The following is a 22,286-nucleotide window of genomic DNA, read 5'->3' as shown; positions in this document are numbered from 1 at the left end:
TCATCGTCGTCGAGTACATCGCCTACATACGGCGCTGACATGGGGCGTCGCTGCGGCCGGGTTCAGTCCTGGCGACGCCGGCGAGCAGGGATTACGCCAACCCGCCGATCCAACTGCCCGTCACCCGCAAGCCGTCGTCCAACACGACCAAATCGGCGCGATATCCCGGGGCGATGCGCCCCAGCTCGTGGCCCAGGCCGAGGAATTCGGCAGGATAAGTCGAGGCCATGCGGCAGGCTTCGTCGAGCGGCAGGCCCAGGCGCTGCACGGTGTTGCGCACCGCGCTGGCCATGTCCAGCGCCGAGCCGGCGAGGGTGCCGGCGGCGGTGGTGCACTTGCCGTCGCGGCAGGTCATGGTTTCGCCGTAGAGGACGAAATCTTCCTGCGTGCCGCCGACCGGCGGCATCGCGTCGGTCACCAGCATGATCTTGCCGCGCGGTTTGGCGGCGATGGCGATGCGCAGCGAGGCGTCGTGGACGTGTTCGCCGTCGACGATCACGCCGCACCAACTGTGCGGGTCTTCGATGCAGGCGCCGACGCCGCCGGGTTCGCGGCTGCCGAGCGGAGTCATCGCGTTGAACAGATGGGTCACGCCGCGCACGCCGTGGGCGAAAGCATCGCGCAGGCGTTCGTAGTCGGCGGCGGTGTGGCCGGCGCAGACCAGCACGCCGCGCGCGGCCAACGCCTGCAAGGTGGCGTTGGCGAAGCGCTCGGGCGCGAGCGTGAGCATGGTCTTGCCGATGCCGAGCGAGGCGATGCGGTCGAGTTCGGCCTCGTCCGGAGTATGGAATTTGTCCGGGTTGTGCACGCCCTTGCGCGCTGCGGCGAGGTAGGGGCCTTCCAGATGGATACCGAGGATGCCCGGCACGCCCTGCTGGATCGCCTTGCGCACGGCGTCGATCGCCGCGACCATCACCTCGACGTCGTCGCTGATCAGCGTCGGCAGCAGGCCGGTGGTGCCGTACTGGCGATGGGCCTCGGCGATGCGGCGGATGCCGTCGACCGTGGGCGTATCGTTGAGCAGCACGTCGCCGCCACCGTTGACCTGGGTGTCGATGAAGCCCGGCACGAGGTACTGGCCGTGCAGGTCCACCGTTTGCGCCCCGCTCGGCGCCGGGCCGGGCACCACCGCGACGATGTGGCCTCCCTCGACGATGACGCTGAGGTCGGACTCGAAACCGCGCTCGCTGAGCACGCGGCCGTTGACGAAGGCTGTGGCGGACATGCTGGGCCTCAGACCGTTTCGGTGACTTTATTGAGATGCGGCGGCAGGTCCGGGTTGTGCCCGCGCGCCACCGACAAGGCGTTGACCGCCTTGTAGAAGCTCGCCACGGTAAGCAGTGGGGTCAAGGCCGGATGCACCGAGCGCGCGGTCGGCAGCACGTCGCCGCCGGGCACGCCCGGCGCGGCCAGCCACACCGGCGCGCCGCGCGAGCGGAACTCGCGGGCGACTGCGACCGTGCCGTCGCCGGTGCCGTCGTCCTGGGCGAAGGCGAGCACCGGGAAGCCGGGGCCGACGATCGCCATCGGGCCGTGCCGCACTTCCGCGCTGCTGAAGGCCTCGGCGTGCAGGCCGCAGGTTTCCTTGAACTTGAGCGCAGCTTCCTGGGCCGCGCCGAGGCCGAGGCCGCGGCCGACCACGAACAGGTTGTGCGCGTCGACCAGGCCGTCGACCAGCGGCGACCAGTCCTGACGCCAAGCTTCGCGCAGGCCGTCGGGCAGGGCATGCACGGCGTTGAACAGGGCGGCGTCGTTGCTCCAGCGCGCGGTCAGCTGCAGCAGCGCGGCCAGCGAGCACAGATAACTCTTGGTCGCCGCGACGCTGGTTTCCGGACCGGCGTGCAGGCCGAGCACGGTGTCGGCGATCTGCGCCAGCGGCGAGTCGGTAACGTTCACCAGGGCGACGACATGGGCGCCGGCGGCCTTGGCGATCTCGGCGTTGCGCACCAGGTCCGGGCTCTTGCCCGATTGCGACACGGTCACGAACAGGGCGCCGTCGAGCTTGGGCTGGATCGCATACACCGAACCGACCGAAGGCGAAGCCGAGGCGGTGACCAGGCCGAGTTGGGTTTCGAACAAGTACTTGCCGTAGGTGGCGGCGTGATCGGAGCTGCCGCGCGCGCAGGTGACGATGAAGCGCGGCGGGTGTTTGTGCAGGCGTTCGGCGAGGTCGTCGACGATGTCGGCGTTGGCGGCGAATTGGCGGGCGACGGCATCGCCGGCTTCCTGCGCCTCGGCGTACATGCGCGTACTGGTGGCGTCGAGCAGGGTGTCTGTGGTCACGGCGTGGGTTCGCTCTGCAGTTCGGCGACGAAGTCGTAAGCGTCGCCGCGATAGAAGGATCGGGTGAACTCGACGACGCGGCCGTCGTCGAGGAAGGTACGGCGCTCGATGAACAAGCCGGGGGCGCCTTCGGGCAGATTCATCAAGCGTGCCTGTTCGGCGTCGAAGGCGATCGCGCGCAGGCGCTGCAGGGCGCGGGCCGGCTGGATGCCGAGCTTGGCGAAGGCTTCGTAGAGCGAGTTCTCGACGAAGTCGGGATGGGCGATCACCGAGGCCGGCACCACCGTGCGTTCGAGCGCGAGCGCCACGCCGTCAGCGGTGCGCAGACGGTAATAGCGGATCACCGCAGCGCCCGGCGACAGGTTCAGCGCCATCGCTTCTTCCGGGGTGACCTCGCCGAGGCCGCGTTCGAGAAAGGTCGAGCGCGGGTCGAGCCCGCGCGCGCGCAGGTCGTCGGTGAAGCTGGTCAGGCGCGAGAACGATTTGACGATGCGCTCGGCGACGAAGGTGCCGGCACCCTGGCGCTGCACCAGCAGCCCATCGGCCACCAACCCGGCGATGGCCTTGCGCACGGTCACCCGCGACAGGTCGAGCAGCTTGCCGAGCTCGCGTTCGCCGGGCAGGGCCTGGCCGGCGGTCAGTTCGCCGTTCTCGATCGCGTGCTGCAAGGACCGGCGCAGGTGCTGATAAGCCGGCGCGCGTCGGGCGTCGCTCTGGCGGCGGAATTCGCTGACCAAGTAGGGCTGCATGGCAAAAAGATACCAGTCGCAGACCACTGGCAGCAACAAGTGTCTGATTCGCCTGCGTAAATGATTGAAAAATGGATAATTTGTCGAAGTGGTATCTTACTGGTATCTTTACTGGTATGGTTCCTAACGAGACCTGTCCGAGCCCGCCCATGAGTGTCTACTCCGTGCCGACCCCCTCCCACGCCCCGCATCTGGCGCCGCTGGCCCCGTTCGATCTGGTGATTTTCGGCGGCACCGGCGACCTGGCCCTGCGCAAGCTTCTGCCCGCCTTGTTCCACCGCTATGTCGACGGCCAGATCGTCGCCGGCACCCGCATCGTGGCGATCGCCCGCGACGAGCGCAGCGACGAGGACTACCGCGGCAAGATCCGCGAAGCGCTGCAGAATTTCGCCGGCGAGCAGGCGCGCGACGGCGACGCCCTCGACGGCTTCCTGGCGCTGCTGTACTACCGCCGCCTCGACCTCAGCTCCGACGCCGCCTGGCCCGAGTTCGCCGCCGAGTTCCCCGACGAAGAACGCGTCCGCGTGTTCTACCTCGCGGTCGGCCCGGACCTGTTCGGCGTGGTCGGCGACCGGCTGCACTCGCACGGCCTGGTCGGGCCCAAGACCCGCGTCGTGGTCGAGAAGCCGCTCGGCAAGGACGGCGCCAGCGCCGACGCGATCAACGACGCACTCGGCCGCGTGTTCGCCGAAACCCAGATTTTCCGCATCGACCATTACCTCGGTAAGGAAACGGTGCAGAACCTGACCGCGTTGCGCTTCGGCAACGCCTTGTTCGAGCCGCTGTGGAAGGCCGAACACATCGACCACGTGCAGATCACCGTCGCCGAAACCGTCGGCGTGGAATCGCGCGCGCCGTACTACGACAAGTCCGGCGCGCTGCGCGACATGGTCCAGAACCATCTGCTGCAGCTGCTGTGCCTGGTCGCGATGGAGCCGCCGTCGTCGCTGGCCGCCGACGCGATCCGCGACGAGAAACTGAAAGTGCTGCGCGCCTTGCGCCCGATCGAGAACGGCAATGCCGCGCAATCCACCGTGCGCGGCCAGTACAAGGCCGGCGCGGTCGACGGCCGCGCGGTGCCGGGCTATGCGCAGGAGCTCGGCGCGCAGTCGCTCACCGAAACCTTCGTGGCGATCAAGGCCGAAGTGAAGAATTGGCGCTGGGCCGGCGTGCCGTTTTACCTGCGCACCGGCAAGCGCCTGGCCGAGCGTTCGTCCGAGATCGTGGTGACCTTCCGCCAGGTGCCGCACTCGATCTTCGAAGACCTCACCGAACAAGACCCCTCCAGCCGGCTGGCGCCGAACAAGCTGGTGCTGCGCCTGCAGCCCGACGAAGGCGTGAAGCTGTGGCTGATGAACAAGGTGCCCGGCCCCGGCGGCCTGCGCCTGCGCCACGTGCCGCTGGACATGAGTTTCGCCGCGGCGTTCGGCGGGCGTCAGGCCGATGCCTACGAGCGTCTGCTGATGGACGTGGTGCGCGGCAACCCGATGCTGTTCATGCGTCGCGACGAAGTCGACGCGGCCTGGAAGTGGATCGACCCGATCCGCGCCGCCTGGGCCGCCAGCGCCGACGCGCCGCGCCCGTATACCGCCGGCAGCTGGGGCCCGAGCGCCGCAGTGGCCTTGATCGAACGCGATGGGAGGACCTGGCATGAAGATGCAGGCTGAGCGACTGAAAGTGATCGAACCCTTGCCCCTGCCGTTGCACGAGCGTCTGTTCGACGACGGCGAGCAGCTCGCGCAAGCCTTGGCGAAACAGGTCGCGGCGGATCTGCGCGGCGCGCTCGCGCGCCACGGCGAAGCCTGCATCGCGTTGTCCGGCGGCAATACGCCGAAGCGCTTCTTCCAGGCCTTGTCGACCCAGACCCTGGACTGGGCGCGGGTGACCGTGCTGCCGATCGACGAGCGCTGGCTGCCGCCGGAGCACCCGCGTTCGAACGAACGCCTGCTGCGCGAATTCCTGTTGCAGCACAACGCTGCCGTCGCGCGCCTGTTGCCGCTGTACCGCCCGACCGAAACCCCGGAAGCGGCGCTGATGCCGGTGCTGACCAAGATCGCCAACGAAGGTCTGCCGCTCGACGTCGCCGTGCTCGGCATGGGCGACGACGGCCACGTGGCCTCGTTGTTCCCCGACCTGGGTTACGACAATCCGGCCTTGCGCGAAATCGGCCTGCAGCCGCGCGGCCGCGCACCGGTGATGTCGATCCGCACCGCGGCGATGCCGGAACCGCGCATGACGTTGACTCTCAGCGCGATCTTCACCTCGCCGGCCTTGTACCTGCACATCGAAGGCGAGAAAAAACGCGCAGTGCTCGACGGCGTCCAGCGCGATCCGCGCAGCACGTTGCCGATTCGTTCGGTGCTCAGCGGCGCGCCGGTCGTGCCGACCTTGTACTGGAGCCCCTGATCCAGTTGCGCGCCGTTTGCTTCCGGCATTTGATTTCCCGATTCCCGATTCCCGATTCCCGATTCCCGATTTACGTCCCACGTTCCGTCTCTCTCGCTCCACCCTTGGAGTCCGCAGCACTCTTGGACTCCGCAGACAGCCAGGCCCAGGCTCCCTCCCCTCCCAAGCTCAGGCCTTTGCTGTCGCCCCCTTCTCGAAAGGGGGCTGCGTCCGCTTGGCGGGCGCGGGGGGATTTGCTTTTGCCTCGGCTTCTCCGGAAGGTGTAGGTAGAGCCAATCCCCCTAACCCCCCTTTTTCGAAGGGGGGCACTGGCCGGCGCCATCGCAGGCGCCCCGAACGAATCGAGTACCCGTGAATACCCCAATGCATCCCGTTGTCGCGCAAGTCACGCACCGCATCCAGGAACGCAGCCGCGCGCGCCGCAATGCCTATCTCGCCCGCATCGATGCGGCCTTGAGCAGCGGCCCGCAACGCCGACGTCTGTCCTGCGGCAATCTCGCCCACGGTTTCGCCGCCTGCGCGCCCGGCGACAAGAGCGCGCTGCGCTCGGGCCATGCGCCCAACCTGGGCATCGTCACCTCGTTCAACGACATGCTGTCGGCCCATCAGCCGTTGGAGCGGTTTCCCGATCTGCTCAAGGCTGCCGCGCGCGAGGCCGGTGCGACCGCGCAGGTCGCCGGCGGTGTGCCGGCGATGTGCGACGGCGTCACCCAGGGCCGCGAAGGCATGGAGCTGTCGCTGTTCTCGCGCGACGTCATCGCCATGTCGACCGCGATCGCGCTCTCGCACGACATGTTCGACGCCGCCCTGTACCTGGGCGTGTGCGACAAGATCGTGCCCGGGCTGCTGATCGGCGCGTTGCACTTCGGTCACCTGCCGGGCATCTTCGTGCCGGCCGGGCCGATGACCTCGGGCCTGCCGAACGACGAAAAATCGCGAGTGCGCCAGCGTTACGCCACCGGCGACGCCTCGCGCGAGGAATTGCTCGAAGCCGAGGCGCGCAGCTACCACGGCCCGGGCACCTGCACCTTCTACGGCACCGCCAATTCCAACCAGATGCTGATGGAACTCATGGGCCTGCACCTGCCGGGTTCGAGCTTCGTCCATCCCAACACGCCGTTGCGCGATGCGCTGACCGCGCAGGCCGCGCAGCGCGCCGCGCAGATCACCGCGCTCGGCGACGACTACCGGCCGATCGGCCGCATCGTCGACGAACGCGCGATCGTCAACGGCGTGATCGGCCTGCACGCCACCGGCGGCTCGACCAATCACCTGCTGCACTTGATCGCGATGGCGGCGGCGGCCGGCATCGAACTGCGGCTGGAAGATTTCGACGCATTGTCTTCGGCGATCCCGCTGCTGGCGCGGGTCTATCCGAACGGCAGCGCCGACGTGAATCACTTCCACGCGGCCGGCGGCCTGGCCTATCTGATCGGCGAACTGCTCGACCACGGTCTGCTGCACGGCGATGTCGAAACCGTCGCCGGCCCGGGCCTGGCGCGTTACCGCATCGAGGCGCGTCTCGACGAGGCCGGCCACGTCATGCACGTGCCGTCGGCGCCGACCAGCGCCGACACCGCGGTGTTGCGTCCCGTCAGCGAACCGTTCCGAGTCGACGGCGGCTTGCGCGTGCTCGACGGCAATCTCGGCACCGCCGCGATCAAGGTCTCGGCGGTGCCGGAAGACCGCTGGACGGTCGAAGCGCCGTGCCGCGTGTTCACCGAGCAGCATCAGGTCAAGCAGGCCTTCGAGCAGGGCGAACTCGACCGCGACGTGATCGTGGTCGTACGTTTCCAGGGCCCGCGCGCCAACGGCATGCCGGAATTGCACCAGCTCACCCCGACCTTGAGCGTGCTGCAAAAGCGCGGCCATCGCGTCGCTCTGGTCACCGACGGCCGCATGTCGGGCGCCTCCGGCCAAGTGCCGGCGGCGATCCACGTCACCCCCGAAGCCGCTTGCGGCGGCCCGCTGGCGAAGCTGCGCGACGGCGACGTGCTGCGTGTCGATGCGATCGCCGGAACCCTCAGTGTGCTGGCGCCGGTGGACTGGAGCGAGCGCGAGAACGCGATCGTCGACCTGTCCTCGCACCACGTCGGCCTTGGCCGCGAGCTGTTCGCCGCGTTCCGCGACTACGCCGCACCCGCCGACCGGGGCGCCGGCGTGTTCGGCGCGCTGCCGCTGTGATCGTCCACCCGAATCCCTGATTCCCAACCTTCGGACCCTCATGCCCGCTCCCGCACGCACCACCTTCTTGTTCGACCTCGACGGCACCCTGGTCGACAGCGTTTACCAGCACGTGCTCGCCTGGAAACAGGCGCTCGACGCCGACGGCATTCCGCTGTCGGTGTGGCGCATCCATCGCAAGATCGGCATGAGCGGTGGTTTGTTCACCAACATCCTGCTGCGCGAGACCGGCATCGACATCACCCCCGAACGCATCGAGCGTCTGCACCGTCTGCATGCCGAGGCCTATGGCCGGCAAGCGACCCAGATCCGTCCGCTGCCGGGTGCGGTCGAGTTGCTCGCCTATCTGACCGAGAACCGGATTCCCTGGGCGATCGCCACCAGCGGCCGCATGGAGACCGCGCGCCATAATCTGGTCGCACTCGGTGTCGATCCCGACATCACCCCGGTGATCACCCGCGACATGGTCAAGCACGCCAAGCCCGATCCCGATCTGTTCCTGGCCGCCGCCGACAAACTCGGCGCCGACATCGAACATTCGATCGTGGTCGGCGACAGCATCTGGGATCTGCTCGCCGCGCGTCGCGCGCGTTCGCTCGGCGTGGGCCTGCTCTCGGGCGGCTACGGCCAGGAAGAACTCGAGCGCGCCGGCGCCTTCCGTGTTTACGAAGACCCGGCCGACCTGCTCAGGCATATCGACGAAGTGGCTGCGCGCGCTTGAGCGCGACGCGCCGAACGACAGGAGTGAGGCAATGAGTTCGATGCAGGATCTGCAAGCGCGCGTCGCCGCCGTGTTGGCGCTTGCGCCGGTGGTGCCGGTGTTGGTGATCGACGACCTGAAGGACGCCGTGCCGTTGGCGCGCGCGCTGGTCGCCGGTGGTTTGCCGGCGATCGAAGTGACCCTGCGCACCGCGGTGGCGCTCGACGCGGTACGCGCGATCGCCGCCGAAGTCGAAGGCGCCGCGGTTGGTGTCGGCAGCGTGCGCAAGCCGTCCGACTTCAGCGATGCGCTCAAGGCCGGCGCGACCTTTGCGGTGTCGCCGGGCAGCGCGCCGGGCCTGATCGCCGCGGCGCGCGACATCGACCTGCCGTGGCTGCCGGGCGTGGCGACCGCGTCGGAAGCGATGGCCTTGTTCGAGCACGGCTACACCCAGCTCAAGTTCTTCCCGGCCGAATCGATCGGCGGCGCCACGGCGTTGAAAGCCATCGGCGGCCCGCTGCCGGAACTGCGGTTCTGCGCGACCGGCGGCATCGGCGTGCACAATGCGCACGAGTACCTGGCGTTGAAGAACGTGCCCTGTGTAGGCGGTTCGTGGGTGGCGCCCGCGGCGGCGGTGAAGGCCGGCGATTGGGGCAAGGTGGAGGCGCTGGCGCGTGAGGCTGTGGCATTACGCGGCTGATCGTCCGGCGATAGCGTGGTTTTGCTGTTGCTACTTTTCTGCCGCCGCTTGAGAAGCCTTCCGCTGTAGGAGCGACGTGAGTCGCGACCTTGGGATGCGCAGACGCAGCAACACCGATGTCATCCATCGAAGCGGCGTGCCGTCGTGAGGGTAGGAGCGGCGTCCTAGTGGATTTCCTTCGGTTACAAGCCACGATCGCTCTGCGACAGGTTCGCGACGATAGCGATGTTTCTACTGTTGCTGTTGCTGTTGCTGTTGCTGTGCGCAGCCTCGCACTCGCGAAGGCGATAGAAGACCCGAAGGGCGGCGCGCAGGGACGCGCGCCGTTTTTCATCGGGACAGGGATGTCCCGTATGAAAAAGCCCTGCGTCTGCATCGATCGTGCGGGCTTGTGATTCAAAGCAAAAGCATTTTTCTTTGGTTACTTTTGACCGAAGGGAATCCAGACGGACTTTTGTTGCTTTAGACAAAAGAAAGTTACCCGCCGCTTTAGTGGCGGAAGCTTTTGGCGTTTGATTTTGTTCCCTTAGAAGCCTCAAGCAAGTGCAAAGCTTCCGTCCGCTAAAGCGGCCGGGTTACTTTCTTTTGCTAAGCCCAAAAGAAAGGTAACCAAAGAAAAGGGCTCTCCTTGCAAGGGCACAGGCCACGAGTGCGATGCTGTCGCCGGGATTTTTCGATAGGACATCCTTGTCCTATCGAAAAACGGCGCACGTCCTGTGCGCCGCCCTTCGGGTCTCCACTTGGCCGGTAAAACGGCAAAGCAGATCAAAATCACGGCAACGGCAAATCCCCCTACCCCCCCCTTTTCCAAAAGGGGGAAGAGCGAAGGCGCGTCGTCGTGGTCGTGCGGCGATTTACGGCGTCTGCAGCGGACGCGGCGGGGCGGTCGAACCACGCACCACCAGGATCGGGCTGAAGCCTTCGTTAGGCGGGACTTCCAGGGGCTGATCCACTTCGCGGCGCAGTTCGGCGATCAGGCGATACGCCGCATGACGGGCGATCTCTTCGGTGGCCTGGCGCGCGGTGGTCAGGGTAGGCCACGACTGTTTCGAGAACGGACTGTCTTCGAAGCCGGCGATCGACAGGTCGTAGGGCACGTGCATGCCGCTCGACTTTGCCGCGGCCAGCACGCCGGCGGCGATTTCGTCGTTGCTGCCGAAGATCGCGGTCGGGCGGTCGGGCAGGGCGAACAATCGCCGCGCGCCGCGGAAGCCGTCGTCGAAGGAGTAATCGCCCGGCAGCACCAGGTTCTCGTCTTCGGCGATGCCATAGTCGTTGAGCGCCTGGGCATAGCCCTTGTAGCGCTCCCAACTGGAACGGTGCGATTTGCCGCCCCACAGGAAACCGATGCGCTGGTGGCCGAGTTGGATCAGGTGTTCGGTGATGTCGTAGGCGGCGTCGCGGTCGTCGACCCAGACGCAGGGCGAACCGTCCTTCGGGTCTTCGGCGGCCGAAACGATGCGCACCAGGCGGATGCCGTGGGCGACCAGTTCGCTGACCAATTCCATGCGCTCGGACATCGGCGGCGCCAGCACCAGGCCGGCCAGGCGCGCGCCCTGGACCAGGTCGATCAGGTCGGCGGCGAGCAGCGGCGAGGACGAATCGCAGGGATGGATCTGCAGGCCGTAGCCGGTTTCGCGGCAGGCGGCCAGGACGCCGTTCTGCACGCTGATGATGTAGTACGGGTTCGGGTTGTCGTAGACCACGCCGAGAGCATACGGCTGCGCGCTGCGCAGGCTGCGCGCGGACGGGTCGGGGCGGTAGTCGAGTTCGGCGATCGCTTCGTGGACGCGGGCGCGGGTACGGGCGCGGACGCCGGATTCGTCGTTGATCACGCGCGAGACGGTCTTCAGCGAGACCTGGGCCAGTTCGGCGACGTCTTTGATGGTGGGTCGGCGCACGGGGTTCTCGCGAGTCAGCGCAAAACCGGCGCTGCTGCGCCGGATGAGGTCCTAGCCTACTCGCCGGGTCAGGGCTTGGGTACCACGGCCAGGGTCAGGCGCGAGATGCAGGCCAGCTTGCCGGCCTCGTCCTCGATGCGGATTTCCCAGACCTGGGTGCTGGCGCCGACGTGCACGGGACGCGCGGTGCCGGTGACGGTGCCGCTGCGCACGCCGCGGACGTGGTTGGCGTTGATCTCGATGCCGACGCACATCTTGCCTTCGGGCACGCTCAGGTTGGCCGCGCTGCTGCCCAGGGTCTCGGCGAGCAGGACCGAGGCGCCGCCGTGGAGCAGGCCGTAAGGCTGGTGGGTGCGGGCGTCGACCGGCATGGTGCCGCGGACGTAGTCCGGGCCGATTTCGGTGAAGACGATGCCGAGCGGTTCCATCGCGGTGTTGCGAGAGAGCCGGTTGAGGTCGGCGACGGTGTTGTGGCCGCGGAACGGGGAACGCGCGGCGGAGGGAGCGGTGTCGGAGGCATTCATCGCCTCACGATAGCGGCGATGCCGCGGTCGGACCAGTCGCGAGCGTCGGCTCGCAGGCGTTGCGGGCGTACATCGGATGCTGCGGTGAGGCGATGGAGCGGCGCTTGGGCAGTGCTTGGGCGATTGGCTCGGGGCGGTCGGGTGGCCCCGGCGTCCTCTAAAAAGCCCGGAACGGCGCGCGTTGAACAGTGGGGACTGTGCGCGCCGGTCCGGGTCGGAAAGAGGAGGGGGAGGTCACCGCGTTCGGCCGGCCCATGGACGAACGTCTGCGATCAGGCGAAGCGGAAGCGCGGCTGGACCCAGTTGCTGGCGTAGCTGCGGTTGCTGGCGTAGCCGCTGCTGTTGCCGTAGCCGACGCCGAAATCGCGCTGGCGGTGCTGGTGGCGGACGGTCGGGGCGGTCTGGACGGTGGCCGTAGCGGTCGTGGCGGTCGGGGAAACGGTGCGGGCGGTCTGGGCGTTCATGGCGGGCTTCCTGTGTCGTGGGGGGCTGTAGTGACTCGGTGTGTTGGTAAAGTACAACACCTAAACAATATTCGCTATGTGCTGGAAGTCATGCCCCGGTGTTTCGGGGCGCCCGGTGGGGGTTCCGGGCCCCGGCGGCTGGATGCAAGCGCCGGGATTGCTGATAGAGATGTGGCGAGGGGCGCGGAGGTTGCAATCGCGCACCTATGACTGAAGACCTATGCCAGGCGACGGATGTGACCGACCGAAGGGGACTGAAACCGGAGGGGAGATGTTTCTCTCCGAAGACGCGGGCCCCATCCCAGCTTTTTCGCTCATGCATACCCTCACCCCAACCCCTCTCCCGCAAGCGGGAGAGGGGCTTCGAGCGGATCGGTCGTGGGAGTGCGCCCTACCTCAACCCTCTTTCCGAGGTTTAGAGCGCAGCGGAAGAGGGCGCAGAGACAGGCGCTCTTCCTGTTTCCGCCTGCGTCGGTTACAGGAAGTGCAAGGCGAAGAAGCTTCCCTGCATGAGCAGGGACGCATGAGGACTTACGGCGCAACGTTGCCGCGTTGCGATCAAAGAATCGGAGCCAGCCCCGCGCCGAACGCAGTGAACATGCGCGTAGTGAGGCTTTTCACGCCGAGGTTGACCTCGGGGAAATCGCCGACCGGTTTGTAGCAGGCGCGGAAGCCCGGGTCGGTGCGGTACAGCGGGCTCGGGCAGTTCGGGCCGGGCACGAATTCGTAGCTGGTCGCGTAACGCACCGGCCACAGGTCGAACAGCGGCAGGTGTTCGGAGATCTTCGCGATCGAATACTCCAGTCCCGAGAACACCGGCGGTTTGTCGCGGCGCGCGATCACCCAGGAGTTGGCCGGGGCGATGTCGCGGCGGATGCTGTCGCCGAGCGCGCGGGCGAAGGCTTCGTCCTCGATCACCACCGCGCTCTCGGTGTTGTAGTGGTCGCCGCGCGGGTCGAAGTTGTGGGTGCCGATCACGCTGATGCGGTCGTCGATGACCATCGACTTGGCGTGCATGCCGATGCGTACGCCGGCGCGCTTGAGCGGCACCGGTTCGTTGCTGCGGCGGCGCGCATAGCGCGTGGCGACGTATTCGCGTTCGAGCGGCCGCCGGTACTGGTAGGGGTAGGCGACGCTGCTGCGGTCCTGGCGGCGCCAGCGCGCCGGCGGCGGCTGTTCGGGCAGACCCGGCAGACCGAGCGCGGGCAGGGTCGCGCCGGTCGCGGCGATGTCGATCGGCGCATCGGCCGGGAACGGTTTGTATTCGTAGATGTTGAAGCCGAACTCGCGCAGGTAGCGGCGCTTGTACTTGTACGACAGGGCGTAGGCGATGAAGGCGTCGGTCGCGGCGAGGCTGTTGGTGGAGACGATCACGCGCGGCGCGTCGGGGCGTTCGTGCAGGTCGCTGAATAATTTCTGCGCGGCCTTCGACAGCACCAGGTACGGCGTCTGCAGCATCACTTCCTTGCGCGAGTTCGCGATCAGGCCGCGCAGCGAGTCGGAGGCCAGGGCGCTGGCGTCGCTGTTCTCGCGATGCTTGTCGGGCGTATCGGAGATGTAGCGCACCTGCCCGACTTCGATGGCATGGTCGGCGACGCGCTCGCGCACGGTCTCGGCATTGGCGGCATCGTCGAGCATGGCCTGGGCGCGCTTGGGGCGCTCGAACTCGGTCTTCGGCAGGGCCGGCACGCCGTCGGAGATCAGGCGCCGGCCGACGTCGCTGAGGCGTTCGACGGGGACGCTGCGGCGGTCGTTCCAGAACAACTCGAAGTCGGTGCCCATCGCGTCGGCGACCGGGCCGGCGACGAGCACGTCGCGGTCGCGGAAGTTGTATTCGTCGTCCCAGTCGTAATAGTCGTCCTGGTAGTTGCGGCCGCCGGCGATGCCGACGCGGCCGTCGGCGAGCAGCAGCTTGGTGTGCATGCGCTGGTTGAGCCGGCGCCAGCAGCAGGCCGCGGCCAGCACGTACTGCGGGTAGGTGATGCGGGCACGGTGCAGCACCGGGTTGTAGAGCCGCACTTCCAGATTGACGTGGGCGCCGGACAGCGCGGCCAGGGTGTCGATGTGGCGCAGCGCCGCGAGTTGGTCCATCAGCAGGCGCACGCGCACGCCGCGGCGGGCGGCGGCGAGCAGTTCGTCGAGCACCAGCTTGCCGGCGTCGTCCTCGTCGTAGATGTAGGTCTGCAGGTCGAGGGTGCGGGTGGTGCTGCGGATCAGGTCGATGCGTGCGAGCAGGGCATCGGGGCCGCGGTCGAGGATCACCGCGTAGTGGCGCGGCTGCTCCGGGGTCGACGCGGCCAGGGCTTTGCTGCCCAGCTCGCGCAGCGGCGAAGGCTGCGCGCAGGCGTCGGCGGCGTCGCAGTCGATTTGGGTCGAGCGCGCCTGCGCGGCGATCTGGCTGGCGCGGTCGCGCTGCGCCGGGCTCAGCGTGGCGCAGGCCGACAAGGTCAGGACGAGCAGGGCCGTCAGGCCGCGCGGTACCGCATTCAACGGAAAGACTCCTTTCGTTCCGGAACCCGGCCGGGGTCGCCCGGGTGGCTTTCGCCGGAGCGCGCCTCGGCGGGCTTGGATTCGGGATGTTTGAACACGCCCGGCTTGAGCCGGACCTGCATGGTGAAACGAACCCGGTCGCCGAGTGCGAACTGCCAACCGTCGAGGCGGTAGTCGTAGCGGCTGACGCTGCCCTGGGCGATGGCGTCGCAGTCCTCGCCGGGACGGGCGCAGGCCGGCGCGCCGAGCACGAAGGTCTCCATGCGGCTGACCCCGTGCAGAGTCAGCTTGCCGCGCAGGGCGCCGCCGGTGCGCACCAGATCGGGCGCGTGCGGTTCGGACAGGAACTCGATGTAGGGATACAGCGGGGCATTGAAGAAACGCTCGCCGCGGGCGAGGCGGGTGTAGCGCTCGGAATCGCCCAACTGCACCGCGGCGGTCGCCAGGCGGATCCGCACCTGGTGGCGGCCGTCGGCCAGGGTGGTGACCTCGCCGTCGTAACGCGGAAACACGCCGGCGACCTTCTGGCCCCAGCGCGTGCGCAGCTCGAAGCTGAAACGGGTGTGGTCGGGGTCGAAAACCTGGAACGTCGACTGCGCCCAGGCCGGGCAAGCGAACGCGGCCGCGAAGGCGGCGCCGGCGGCGACCCGACTGCGAAGGCGCCGCCAGCGCGACGGCGCCGGCCGCGCCGGGTTCACGGCCACCAAAAAGCGCTGAGCTGGGCCACTCCCGGTTCCAGTCCGGTGCCGACCGGCACGCTCAATACCGCGATCCCGCCCGGCGGCATGCCGCGGTAATCGCCCGATTGGCCGCTGTGCAGCAGCGCGGCGAGGCGCTCCAGGCCGGGGTTGTGGCCGACCAGCATCAGCCGCTCGGCTTCGATGTGGGTGTCGGCCAGGCCGATCAGCGTACCGGGCGTCGCGTCGTAGACCGACGGCTCAATGCGTTGTTCGACATAGCCGATCGCGCCGAGCACGGCTTCCAGGGTCTCGCGCGTTCGTCGCGAGGGCGAGCACAGCACGCAGTCCGGGACCAGCTTGTTCTCGGCGAGCCAGCGGCCGGCGGCTTCGGCTTCGGCCAGGCCTTCGGCGGACAGGGGGCGGTCGAGGTCGGCCTGGCCTTGGGCGGCCGGCTCGGCGTGGGCGTGGCGGAGCAGGATCAATTCGCGCATGGAGTGGGCAGTTCTGGCGGCGGAGGTGAAAGCGGGGTCGGAAACGACAGGCGCGCGAAGGCTGGACGAATCGTTGCGACGTGCGAAGAGCGACGGTAGGAGGATGCCTGTCGGATCGGAATAAGGGTAGCGTCGGCGCCGACCGCGGCCGAGGCGGCGTGCCTTACTTGCGAATCCACTTCAGCAGCGGCTGCCAATCGGCCTGGTGTTCGCGGATCTGTGCGGAGTGGTAGTCGAACAGGCTCTTGCCGAGCGCGGTCATGACCACATAGGCCTGGCTGTCGCGGATCTGCCCGACCACCGGGTAGGGCCATTCGCGCAGCAGCTCGATGGCCTGCTGCGAGGCGTTGGTCCAGGGCTTGAGCTTGTTGCCTACCAGGCCGACGCGGAGCTGGCCGCGGCGCACCCGCGGGTGCTGGGCCAGGGTGTCGAGGAAGGGCACGGTTGCTTCGATATCGAGGGTCGAGGGCTGGATCGGCACCAGCACTGCGTCGGCGATCTCCAGGAAACTTTCCAGATCGTCGGCCATCGCGCCGGCCGGTGCGTCGATCACCGTGCGCTGGGCGTCGTCGGGCAGGCTCTTGCGCCAGGCCTTGCGGCGGGTGCCGTCGAGCGGCAGGACCGCGCTTTCCAGGACCGAGCGGCGCTGCGCCCAGCGGGTCGAGGAACCCTGGGGATCGGCATCGATCAAGGCCGTACGCAGGCCATCGAGGGCCGCCTGGGCGGCAAGGTGGGTGGCGATCGTGGTCTTGCCGACGCCGCCCTTCGAACTGGCCACCAGCACGGTCTTCATGCGAGCTCCCTCCGGATGGAAACCGCAGCGTACACCGGGGGTGTGGCCGGGGCCATCACGGGGTGGGGGTTGGGAGACGGCGCTCAGGAATCCGGTGGCAGCCGGCCGCTCAGAATCAACGAACGGGCGCGCGGCTGTTCGGGTAGCCAGCCCGGCGGCGGCATGCCGAGCCCGCGCCGCGCCAGTTCGGCGCGAAGGGCCGGGACCTCGCCATGCTCGCGGATGGCGTAGCTCAGCGCAGGCGACCCGATCTTTGACCATTGCGCGCGCAGCCAATGTGACTGGCGCAGGCGTTCGCGCCAATGCATGGCCTCGGGGCCGTCCTGGGACAAGCGCACCATGCGCGTGGTGCCCAGCGCCTGCGCGATCAGGCTGTCGCCATCGGCCATAAGGCTCATGACCGTACGGCAAGGCACGAGTCGATGCGAACCCGGTAGCAGGACCGTATCCGGCTCGCAGGCGCCGGCGGTGGCGCTGTACGGCGGAATCTCCATCGCGGTGGCATAGGTGGCCATGAGCGCCGGTCCCAGCGCCGATGCGGGCACACTGTCGGACAAGTGCAGCATGTTACGCAACGCCGCTTCGCTATCGCGATCGAGGGGGGGCCAACGCACCGGCTGTAATGCGCGCAAGGTCTCGCGGCTGGTGTCGGCCAGATGGTCGTCGTACCGGCTCGCCCGCGCCGCTCGGCTCAGCAGCTCCAATTGCGTTTCGTCGGTGCGTGGGGAGCTCTGTGCGGTCGCCTCCTGCTCCAGGGTGAGCAGCCAGACTGCGGCATTGTCCGGTTCGACCTGCTGCAGCCGCGCCAGCGCCGCGTGCGAGTCGCATCCGTTGCTGTCGATGCAAGTCATGGCTTCGAGCCAGGCGACCAAGGCGCGCTGGTCGGGTACTTCGCGCGCGAGCGCGAGCGAGTCACGGCGCAGCGACGGGTCGGCCGCCGAGTCGTGATCGAGCAAGGGCAACAATAAGGCGATGTCGAGGCGGTCGCGGGCTTGGCCCCGGGCAGCCAGCATGTGCAGGTGCGCCTGCAGCGCAGCGGAAATGTCTTCGCTGAGCCGGGTCATGGCGGCCGCCTTCGTCGAGGCAGGCGCTCGGTGCGAGCCCGGTTTGCCGATGAAGCCGGTTTCGCCGGTGGGCATCGGTTGAACGGCCCCTGTCGCTGCGCCGGTCTTGGCCGTCGTTGCAGCACGATCGGCGGACGATGGACTGCAGGCGCACAAAGTCGCAAGCAAGGCTGCCGACCACACGCGGCCAAGCCGGCCTCGCCCCTCGGCGCTGCGGATGCGGGCCTTAGATTTCATACGTTCGCTCCGATCGCGGCCCACAGAGGCAAGGTCAGCAGCGACAGCAGCAGGCCGTAGCCGACCATTGCGGCGGCCAGGCGCGGGGCGAGTTGGTGGGCGATGGCCAGGGCGCCGGCGGTGACCATCGGCGGCATCGCCGATTCGAGCACGGTGGTGCGGGCCATCTCGCCGTGCAGGCCGAGCAACGGCACCAGCGCCCAGGCCAGGGCCGGCATCAGCGCCAGCTTCAGGGTCAGGCCCGACAGCAGCGGCTTGAGCTCGTCGCGCGGTAGGGTCAGTTTCACCGACAGGCCGATGGTCAGCATTGCCAGCGGCAGCAGGGCGTCGGACAGGCGTTGCAGGCCGCCGGCGATCCAGCTCGGCGGTTCGGCCGGCATCACCGTGAAGCCGATCGACAAGGCCCACAGCGGCGGGAAGCGCACGATCCGGCGCAGCATGTCGGCGGCGCTGGGCCGCTGGTCGCCGCCGTAGCGCGCCAGCACCCACAGGCCGAAGGTCGACAGCATCAGGAAGGCGCCGAACTGGTCGTAGACCACTGCGTACGGCAGGGCGTGCTCGCCGATCAGGGCGCGGGTCAGCGGATAGCCGAGAAAGCTGGTGTTGCCGAGGGCGACGGTGAGCAGCAGCACCGCATGCTCGTCGCGGCGGAACTTCAGCCAGCGCGACAACGCGCCGACGCAGGGCAGGGTCGCGGCCAGCAGCAGCCATGGCACCGCGGCGATGCCGAGCAGGGCCGGTTCCAGATGCAGGCGCGGCGCATAGCGCAACACCGCTGCCGGCAGGCAGACATACAGCACGACCAGGTTCAGCGTCTGCGCGGCGTTGTCGGGCAACACGCGCGAGCGCTGGAACAGGTAACCCAGCCCCAGCATGGCCAGGACCAGGGCGAAGGCGTCGAAAGCCATGGACGGGGATCGCGAACGTCGGGTGGTAGAGCATGGTCGCGGTTGCGCGGCGCGGCCTCAAGGCGGCTTTAGGCTTAGCGGCGCTCGAGGGGGCGGGCGGTTTGGAAGCGAAGCAAGAGCGAGTCCCCTTGGCCCCCTTTTTCAAAGGGGGGAAGTGCCTCGGGTGGGAGTGCAAAGGCCCTGTGTTCGATGCGTCCTTGCTGCAGCGGCCCTGGCTGTTGCCCCCTTTGACAAAGGGGGCGAACGACCGCGCAGCGGGCGTGGGGGATTTGCGGTTGCCCGAGTTTTTCCGAGGCCGACCCATCGGCGCGCCGTATCATGTCGCGTCCACGGAAGAACGGCCCCATGAGCGAACTGCAAGACCTGACGGCGCTGATCCGCGCCAACACCGCATTGATCGTGATCGAGACCCGCGACGAGTCGCGGGTGATCGAGCTGTTCCGCCAGGTATTGATGAACGTGTGGCGGGCGCTGTACCGCTGGTCGATCACCGAAGGCCTGCGCCGGGTCGATTTCGACCGCGACGACGAAGAGACCGAGGTCGCTCCCGACATCTCCAACACTTTGCAGTCGATCCGCGACGCCGAACAGCGCGGCATCTACCTGATGTTCGATGCGCACCCCTACCTGGGCTACGCCAGCACTCAGCGCCAGCTGCGCGAGATCGTCCAGCGTCGCGGCTGCGAGCCGCACGTGCTGGTGCTGATCGGGCACAAGGTCGAGTTGCCGCCGGACCTGGAGTCGCTGGCGGTGCGCCATCAACCGAGCCTGCCGGACGCCAACGCCCTGCTCAAGTTGGTGCGCGAGGAAGCCGAGAACTACATGCGCGAGCACGGCGGGCGCCGAGTCGAGAGCGACGCCGACGCGGTCAAGCAGATCGTGCGCAACCTGCAGGGCCTGGACCCGGTCGATGCGCGCCGGATCGCGCGCCATCTGATCTTCCGCGACGGCGCGATCGGCCCGGACGACCTGCCGGAACTGGCCAAGCTCAAGTTCGAGCTGCTCAACCGTTCCGGCCACCTGCATTACGAATACGACAGTGCGCGCATGAGCGAAGTCGCCGGCGCGCGCCGGATCAAGCGTTGGATCGAGCAACGCCGCGGCGTGTTCGTCAGCGGCGATGCGCCGCCCGGGCTGGACCCGCCCAAGGGCATTCTGTTGCTCGGCGTGCAGGGCTGCGGCAAGTCGATGATCGCCAAGGCGGTCGCGGCCGGTTTCGGCGTGCCGCTGGTGCGCCTGGACTTCGGCACCCTGTACGACAAGTTCCACGGCGAGACCGAGAAGAACCTGCGCGCGGCCTTGAGTTCGGCCGAGCAGTTGTCGCCGGCGGTGCTGTGGATCGACGAGATCGAGAAAGGCCTGGCCGGCGACGGCGGCGACAACGCCGGCGGGGTGTCGCGGCGCGTGCTCGGTTATCTGTTGACCTGGATGGCCGAGCGCAAGTCGCGGCTGTTCCTGGTCGCCACCGCCAACCAGATCGAGGCCTTGCCGCCGGAACTGCTGCGCAAGGGCCGCTTCGACGAAATCTTCTTCGTCGACCTGCCGGTCGCGGAGGTGCGCGAGGAATTGTTCGCCAGCCATCTGCGCAAGCGCGCGCTGAAGCCGGAAGGTTTCGACCTGGTCGCGCTCGCCCAGGCCAGCGACGGCTTTTCCGGCGCCGAGATCGAGCAGGCCATCGTCGCGGCGATGTACGCCGCGCATGCGGCGAACACGCCCCTGGCGGATTTCCAGTTGCGCGCCGAGCTCAAGCAGACCCGGCCCTTGTCGGTGCTGATGGGCGAGCAGGTCACGGCGCTGCGCGAGTGGGCGCGCGGGCGCACGGTTGCGGCGGATTGAGGGTTCGAGGAACGAGGGCACGGCGATTGCCAGCGCTCGCGGAACCTCGCGATGTCGGTGATCGTCGCGATGGCTTCGCTATACGAAGAGCGTTTGACCGGTCGACCGATCAAACGCCGGCCGCCGCTTCAGCCACGGCGTTTCACGTAGACCCACGCGCGCCGCCCCGACGCCAGTTGGGCCTGCACGCGTTCGTACTCGTCGACTTCGTAGGCGTCGGCGTGGGCCAGTTCTTCGGCGCTGATCGCGAACACCATGCCTTCGACGCGGTCGTGCGGATCGCCGCTGGCTTCGACGATAGGGTGATAGGCCGCGCCGCTGGTGGCGACGACCTGCGCGTCTTCGATCTTCACCATCGTGCGGCGGTAACCGACCAGGGCGTCGGCCTGGCCTTCGAGCAGACGGCCGAAGGTGGCCTGCTGTACATCGGCCTGCTGCAGGGTGCCGTAGGAAAACAGGGGCTCGGTGGTTGCGGGGGGCATGCGGACTCCGTTGCGCCGCCTCGCGGCGGCGCGGTGCAGAAGCTTATCCGGCGGCGAGCGTCGCCGATTCGCCGACACTCGGCCAGCGCCGCGCCAGTTGCGCGGCGAACAACTCCGCCGCCGGGGGATACGCGGCGAGGTGCAGGAAGGGTTCGATGAACTCCAGTTCCATCAGGCGGAAGCCGTCGGCGGTCATCACTCCGTCCACGCGCACATAGGCCTGGTCGCGATAGCCCAACGCAGCCACGGCGCCGAGTGCGCGCCGGGCCGCGGCGAGAATCGCCGGGTCGGGCTCGGTCAAGCTCGCGCTGCCGCCGAAATCGGTCTGCACGCGGTAGTCGCCGGCGTCGGGTTTCTTGAGTACGGCGTGGCTGTAATGGCCGTCGAAAAACATCAGCGACCACTCGCCTTCGGTGACGATCTCGGCCATGAAGGGTTGCACCAGATATTCGAGTTCGGGCGGCAGGGCCGCCAAGGCTTCGGCGAAGGCGGCCTCGCCGACCCGACCGCGCACGGTATGCCAGGCGCCGCCGCTGACGGTCGGCTTGATCACCACTTCGCGTCCGGACATCGCCGCGACCGCGTCGGCGAGGGCGTCGCCGCGCGCCAACACGGTCGGGATGATCGCGACATCGAGGGCGGCGAGATCGAGCAAATAGCGCTTGTTGCTGTTCCAGCGCAGCAAGGGCAGTTCGTTGGCGATGGGCAGGCCGAGGGTTTCGATCTGGTCGTACCAGGCCAGGAAGTCGTCGTAGTGGCGGAAATAATCCCAGGTGGTGCGGACCAGGACGGCATCGAAGCGGGTCCAGTCCACGGCCGGGTCGTTCCAGACGCAGGCGACCGGTTCGATGCCGTGCCCGCGCAGGGCGTCGATGAGGCCGGCGTCGTCGGGATGGAACTCGGCGTAGACGGCCGAGGTGACCACGGCGAGCTGGAAGCCGTTCGGCGAGGCAGCGTGGGCGGCGCTGGTCGCGGCACCGGAATGGATGTTCGCGTCGTCGGACGCGGTATGAGAAACGGGCATGACGCCTCCATGATCGGGAGGGCGCCCTTGTCTCGGCATCGCGGATCGAGCGTGGCGGAACGCGTCGGTTCCGTCGCAGCACCCCTCGGTCCGGACTGCGGACCGGCCCTGAGAGCGATCCGCAACTGGTGCGCGGCGTTGGTTCGACGCCGCGCGAATAGTGTTCGATAGCACAGTCGGCGCTGTCAATCGCGCGGCGATGCTTTTCGGGTAGGAGCGGCGCGAGCCGCGACTGCGCAGCGACATGAGCCCACGCGGTCGCGGCTTGCGCCGCTCCTACCCTGAAGCCGCGGGGCTTTTGTAGGAGCGGCGTGAGCCGCGACTGCGTGGGCTCATGTCGCTGTGCATGTCGCGACTTACGCGCTCCTAC

The 22,286-nt window shown here is 68.1% G+C and carries 21 protein-coding genes and 1 riboswitch; of the genes, 7 read left to right on the top strand and 14 right to left on the bottom strand.

Annotated features, from left to right (window positions below; all coding sequences use genetic code 11):
* Positions 1–91: 91 nt before the first annotated feature.
* Genes nagA through LC490_RS00295 form a run of 3 tightly spaced genes read right to left on the bottom strand, consistent with a single transcriptional unit; the run spans position 92 to position 3,032 of the window.
* Complete coding sequence (gene nagA, locus LC490_RS00305; protein WP_223618837.1) at positions 92–1,225, bottom strand: N-acetylglucosamine-6-phosphate deacetylase; 1,134 nt, start codon at positions 1,223–1,225, stop codon at positions 92–94.
* A gap of 8 nt (positions 1,226–1,233) precedes the next feature.
* Positions 1,234–2,244 carry an SIS domain-containing protein gene (locus tag LC490_RS00300; protein WP_057920262.1) on the bottom strand — a complete coding sequence of 337 codons (1,011 nt, stop codon included), beginning with the start codon at positions 2,242–2,244 and terminating at the stop codon, positions 1,234–1,236.
* A gap of 35 nt (positions 2,245–2,279) precedes the next feature.
* Positions 2,280–3,032, bottom strand: a complete 753-nt coding sequence (locus tag LC490_RS00295) for a GntR family transcriptional regulator (RefSeq protein WP_031374115.1) — start codon at positions 3,030–3,032, stop codon at positions 2,280–2,282.
* A 149-nt stretch (positions 3,033–3,181) separates the two neighbouring features.
* On the opposite strand from LC490_RS00295, the gene zwf reads away from it, so the two are divergent.
* From zwf to LC490_RS00265, 6 genes are all read left to right on the top strand, one after another.
* Positions 3,182–4,699, top strand: coding sequence for a glucose-6-phosphate dehydrogenase (gene zwf, locus LC490_RS00290; RefSeq protein ID WP_223618836.1), 1,518 nt, complete (start codon positions 3,182–3,184; stop codon positions 4,697–4,699).
* A complete protein-coding gene (gene pgl, locus LC490_RS00285) occupies positions 4,683–5,438 on the top strand; it encodes a 6-phosphogluconolactonase (protein ID WP_223618835.1) in 756 nt (251 codons plus the stop codon). Before zwf ends, pgl begins: the two co-directional genes overlap by 17 nt.
* Before the next feature lie 363 nt (positions 5,439–5,801).
* Positions 5,802–7,622, top strand: coding sequence for a phosphogluconate dehydratase (gene edd / locus LC490_RS00280; RefSeq protein WP_223618834.1), 1,821 nt, complete (start codon positions 5,802–5,804; stop codon positions 7,620–7,622).
* A gap of 40 nt (positions 7,623–7,662) precedes the next feature.
* Positions 7,663–8,343 carry an HAD family hydrolase gene (locus LC490_RS00275; protein WP_031374111.1) on the top strand — a complete coding sequence of 227 codons (681 nt, stop codon included), beginning with the start codon at positions 7,663–7,665 and terminating at the stop codon, positions 8,341–8,343.
* A gap of 31 nt (positions 8,344–8,374) precedes the next feature.
* Entirely contained in the window at positions 8,375–9,022 is a 648-nt protein-coding gene (gene eda / locus LC490_RS00270; protein WP_305067570.1) for a bifunctional 4-hydroxy-2-oxoglutarate aldolase/2-dehydro-3-deoxy-phosphogluconate aldolase, read from the top strand.
* A gap of 116 nt (positions 9,023–9,138) precedes the next feature.
* Positions 9,139–9,417, top strand: a complete 279-nt coding sequence (locus LC490_RS00265; protein WP_223618833.1) for a hypothetical protein — start codon at positions 9,139–9,141, stop codon at positions 9,415–9,417.
* A gap of 459 nt (positions 9,418–9,876) precedes the next feature.
* On the opposite strand, the gene LC490_RS00260 is transcribed toward LC490_RS00265, so the two are convergent.
* From LC490_RS00260 to LC490_RS00220, 9 genes are all read right to left on the bottom strand, one after another.
* Complete coding sequence (locus tag LC490_RS00260) at positions 9,877–10,923, bottom strand: LacI family DNA-binding transcriptional regulator (protein ID WP_031373094.1); 1,047 nt, start codon at positions 10,921–10,923, stop codon at positions 9,877–9,879.
* A gap of 68 nt (positions 10,924–10,991) precedes the next feature.
* On the bottom strand, positions 10,992–11,447 hold the full coding sequence (locus tag LC490_RS00255) for a hotdog fold thioesterase (protein WP_051885207.1): 456 nt from the start codon (positions 11,445–11,447) through the stop codon (positions 10,992–10,994).
* Positions 11,448–11,719: 272 nt separating this feature from the next.
* On the bottom strand, positions 11,720–11,911 hold the full coding sequence (locus LC490_RS00250) for a hypothetical protein (protein WP_031373096.1): 192 nt from the start codon (positions 11,909–11,911) through the stop codon (positions 11,720–11,722).
* A 558-nt stretch (positions 11,912–12,469) separates the two neighbouring features.
* A complete protein-coding gene (locus tag LC490_RS00245; protein ID WP_223618832.1) occupies positions 12,470–14,401 on the bottom strand; it encodes a phospholipase D family protein in 1,932 nt (643 codons plus the stop codon).
* On the bottom strand, positions 14,398–15,105 hold the full coding sequence (locus LC490_RS00240) for a YceI family protein (RefSeq protein ID WP_161786138.1): 708 nt from the start codon (positions 15,103–15,105) through the stop codon (positions 14,398–14,400). The genes LC490_RS00245 and LC490_RS00240 overlap by 4 nt, the downstream gene beginning before the upstream one ends.
* Positions 15,096–15,572, bottom strand: coding sequence for a histidine phosphatase family protein (locus tag LC490_RS00235; protein ID WP_031373099.1), 477 nt, complete (start codon positions 15,570–15,572; stop codon positions 15,096–15,098). The genes LC490_RS00240 and LC490_RS00235 overlap by 10 nt, the downstream gene beginning before the upstream one ends.
* Before the next feature lie 163 nt (positions 15,573–15,735).
* The gene (locus tag LC490_RS00230) at positions 15,736–16,365 is read right to left on the bottom strand and encodes a ParA family protein (RefSeq protein WP_031373100.1); all 630 of its coding nucleotides are present in this window, start codon (positions 16,363–16,365) and stop codon (positions 15,736–15,738) included.
* Positions 16,366–16,448: 83 nt separating this feature from the next.
* Positions 16,449–17,504, bottom strand: a complete 1,056-nt coding sequence (locus tag LC490_RS00225) for a hypothetical protein (RefSeq protein ID WP_223618831.1) — start codon at positions 17,502–17,504, stop codon at positions 16,449–16,451.
* A gap of 158 nt (positions 17,505–17,662) precedes the next feature.
* A complete protein-coding gene (locus LC490_RS00220; RefSeq protein WP_223618830.1) occupies positions 17,663–18,574 on the bottom strand; it encodes an AEC family transporter in 912 nt (303 codons plus the stop codon).
* Positions 18,575–18,919: 345 nt separating this feature from the next.
* Here LC490_RS00220 and LC490_RS00215 point away from each other — a divergent pair, with 345 nt between their 5' ends.
* A complete protein-coding gene (locus LC490_RS00215) occupies positions 18,920–20,410 on the top strand; it encodes an AAA family ATPase (RefSeq protein WP_223618829.1) in 1,491 nt (496 codons plus the stop codon).
* A gap of 128 nt (positions 20,411–20,538) precedes the next feature.
* On the opposite strand, the gene LC490_RS00210 is transcribed toward LC490_RS00215, so the two are convergent.
* Both LC490_RS00210 and LC490_RS00205 read right to left on the bottom strand, forming a co-directional pair.
* Positions 20,539–20,892, bottom strand: a complete 354-nt coding sequence (locus LC490_RS00210; RefSeq protein WP_223618828.1) for a gamma-glutamylcyclotransferase family protein — start codon at positions 20,890–20,892, stop codon at positions 20,539–20,541.
* Positions 20,893–20,935: 43 nt separating this feature from the next.
* Complete coding sequence (locus LC490_RS00205; RefSeq protein ID WP_223618827.1) at positions 20,936–21,916, bottom strand: hypothetical protein; 981 nt, start codon at positions 21,914–21,916, stop codon at positions 20,936–20,938.
* A 12-nt stretch (positions 21,917–21,928) separates the two neighbouring features.
* Positions 21,929–22,009: riboswitch (S-adenosyl-L-homocysteine riboswitch) on the bottom strand.
* Between the last annotated feature and the right edge of the window lie 277 nt (positions 22,010–22,286).

The sequence above is a fragment of the Lysobacter sp. ESA13C genome (assembly GCF_019970005.1).
In the GTDB taxonomy this organism is placed as follows: Bacteria; Pseudomonadota; Gammaproteobacteria; order Xanthomonadales; family Xanthomonadaceae; genus Lysobacter; species Lysobacter antibioticus_B.
The sequence above is the reverse complement of the archived record's forward strand: the minus strand, read 5'-3'. Positions and strand labels throughout refer to the sequence as shown.

What these genes read in the sequence shown, in the direction of transcription:
- LC490_RS00265 (WP_223618833.1), top strand. Translation starts at nt 9,139, where the DNA reads ATGTCATCCATCGAAGCGGCGTGCCGTCGTGAGGGTAGGAGCGGCGTC.
- LC490_RS00215 (WP_223618829.1), top strand. Translation starts at nt 18,920, where the DNA reads ATGAGCGAACTGCAAGACCTGACGGCGCTGATCCGCGCCAACACCGCA.
- eda (WP_305067570.1), top strand. Translation starts at nt 8,375, where the DNA reads ATGAGTTCGATGCAGGATCTGCAAGCGCGCGTCGCCGCCGTGTTGGCG.
- LC490_RS00275 (WP_031374111.1), top strand. Translation starts at nt 7,663, where the DNA reads ATGCCCGCTCCCGCACGCACCACCTTCTTGTTCGACCTCGACGGCACC.
- pgl (WP_223618835.1), top strand. Translation starts at nt 4,683, where the DNA reads ATGAAGATGCAGGCTGAGCGACTGAAAGTGATCGAACCCTTGCCCCTG.
- zwf (WP_223618836.1), top strand. Translation starts at nt 3,182, where the DNA reads ATGAGTGTCTACTCCGTGCCGACCCCCTCCCACGCCCCGCATCTGGCG.
- LC490_RS00220 (WP_223618830.1), bottom strand. Translation starts at nt 18,574, where the DNA reads ATGGCTTTCGACGCCTTCGCCCTGGTCCTGGCCATGCTGGGGCTGGGT.
- LC490_RS00250 (WP_031373096.1), bottom strand. Translation starts at nt 11,911, where the DNA reads ATGAACGCCCAGACCGCCCGCACCGTTTCCCCGACCGCCACGACCGCT.
- LC490_RS00205 (WP_223618827.1), bottom strand. Translation starts at nt 21,916, where the DNA reads ATGCCCGTTTCTCATACCGCGTCCGACGACGCGAACATCCATTCCGGT.
- LC490_RS00235 (WP_031373099.1), bottom strand. Translation starts at nt 15,572, where the DNA reads ATGCGCGAATTGATCCTGCTCCGCCACGCCCACGCCGAGCCGGCCGCC.
- LC490_RS00300 (WP_057920262.1), bottom strand. Translation starts at nt 2,244, where the DNA reads ATGTACGCCGAGGCGCAGGAAGCCGGCGATGCCGTCGCCCGCCAATTC.
- LC490_RS00210 (WP_223618828.1), bottom strand. Translation starts at nt 20,892, where the DNA reads ATGCCCCCCGCAACCACCGAGCCCCTGTTTTCCTACGGCACCCTGCAG.
- LC490_RS00295 (WP_031374115.1), bottom strand. Translation starts at nt 3,032, where the DNA reads ATGCAGCCCTACTTGGTCAGCGAATTCCGCCGCCAGAGCGACGCCCGA.
- LC490_RS00255 (WP_051885207.1), bottom strand. Translation starts at nt 11,447, where the DNA reads ATGAATGCCTCCGACACCGCTCCCTCCGCCGCGCGTTCCCCGTTCCGC.
- LC490_RS00225 (WP_223618831.1), bottom strand. Translation starts at nt 17,504, where the DNA reads ATGCCCACCGGCGAAACCGGCTTCATCGGCAAACCGGGCTCGCACCGA.
- edd (WP_223618834.1), top strand. Translation starts at nt 5,802, where the DNA reads ATGCATCCCGTTGTCGCGCAAGTCACGCACCGCATCCAGGAACGCAGC.
- LC490_RS00230 (WP_031373100.1), bottom strand. Translation starts at nt 16,365, where the DNA reads ATGAAGACCGTGCTGGTGGCCAGTTCGAAGGGCGGCGTCGGCAAGACC.
- nagA (WP_223618837.1), bottom strand. Translation starts at nt 1,225, where the DNA reads ATGTCCGCCACAGCCTTCGTCAACGGCCGCGTGCTCAGCGAGCGCGGT.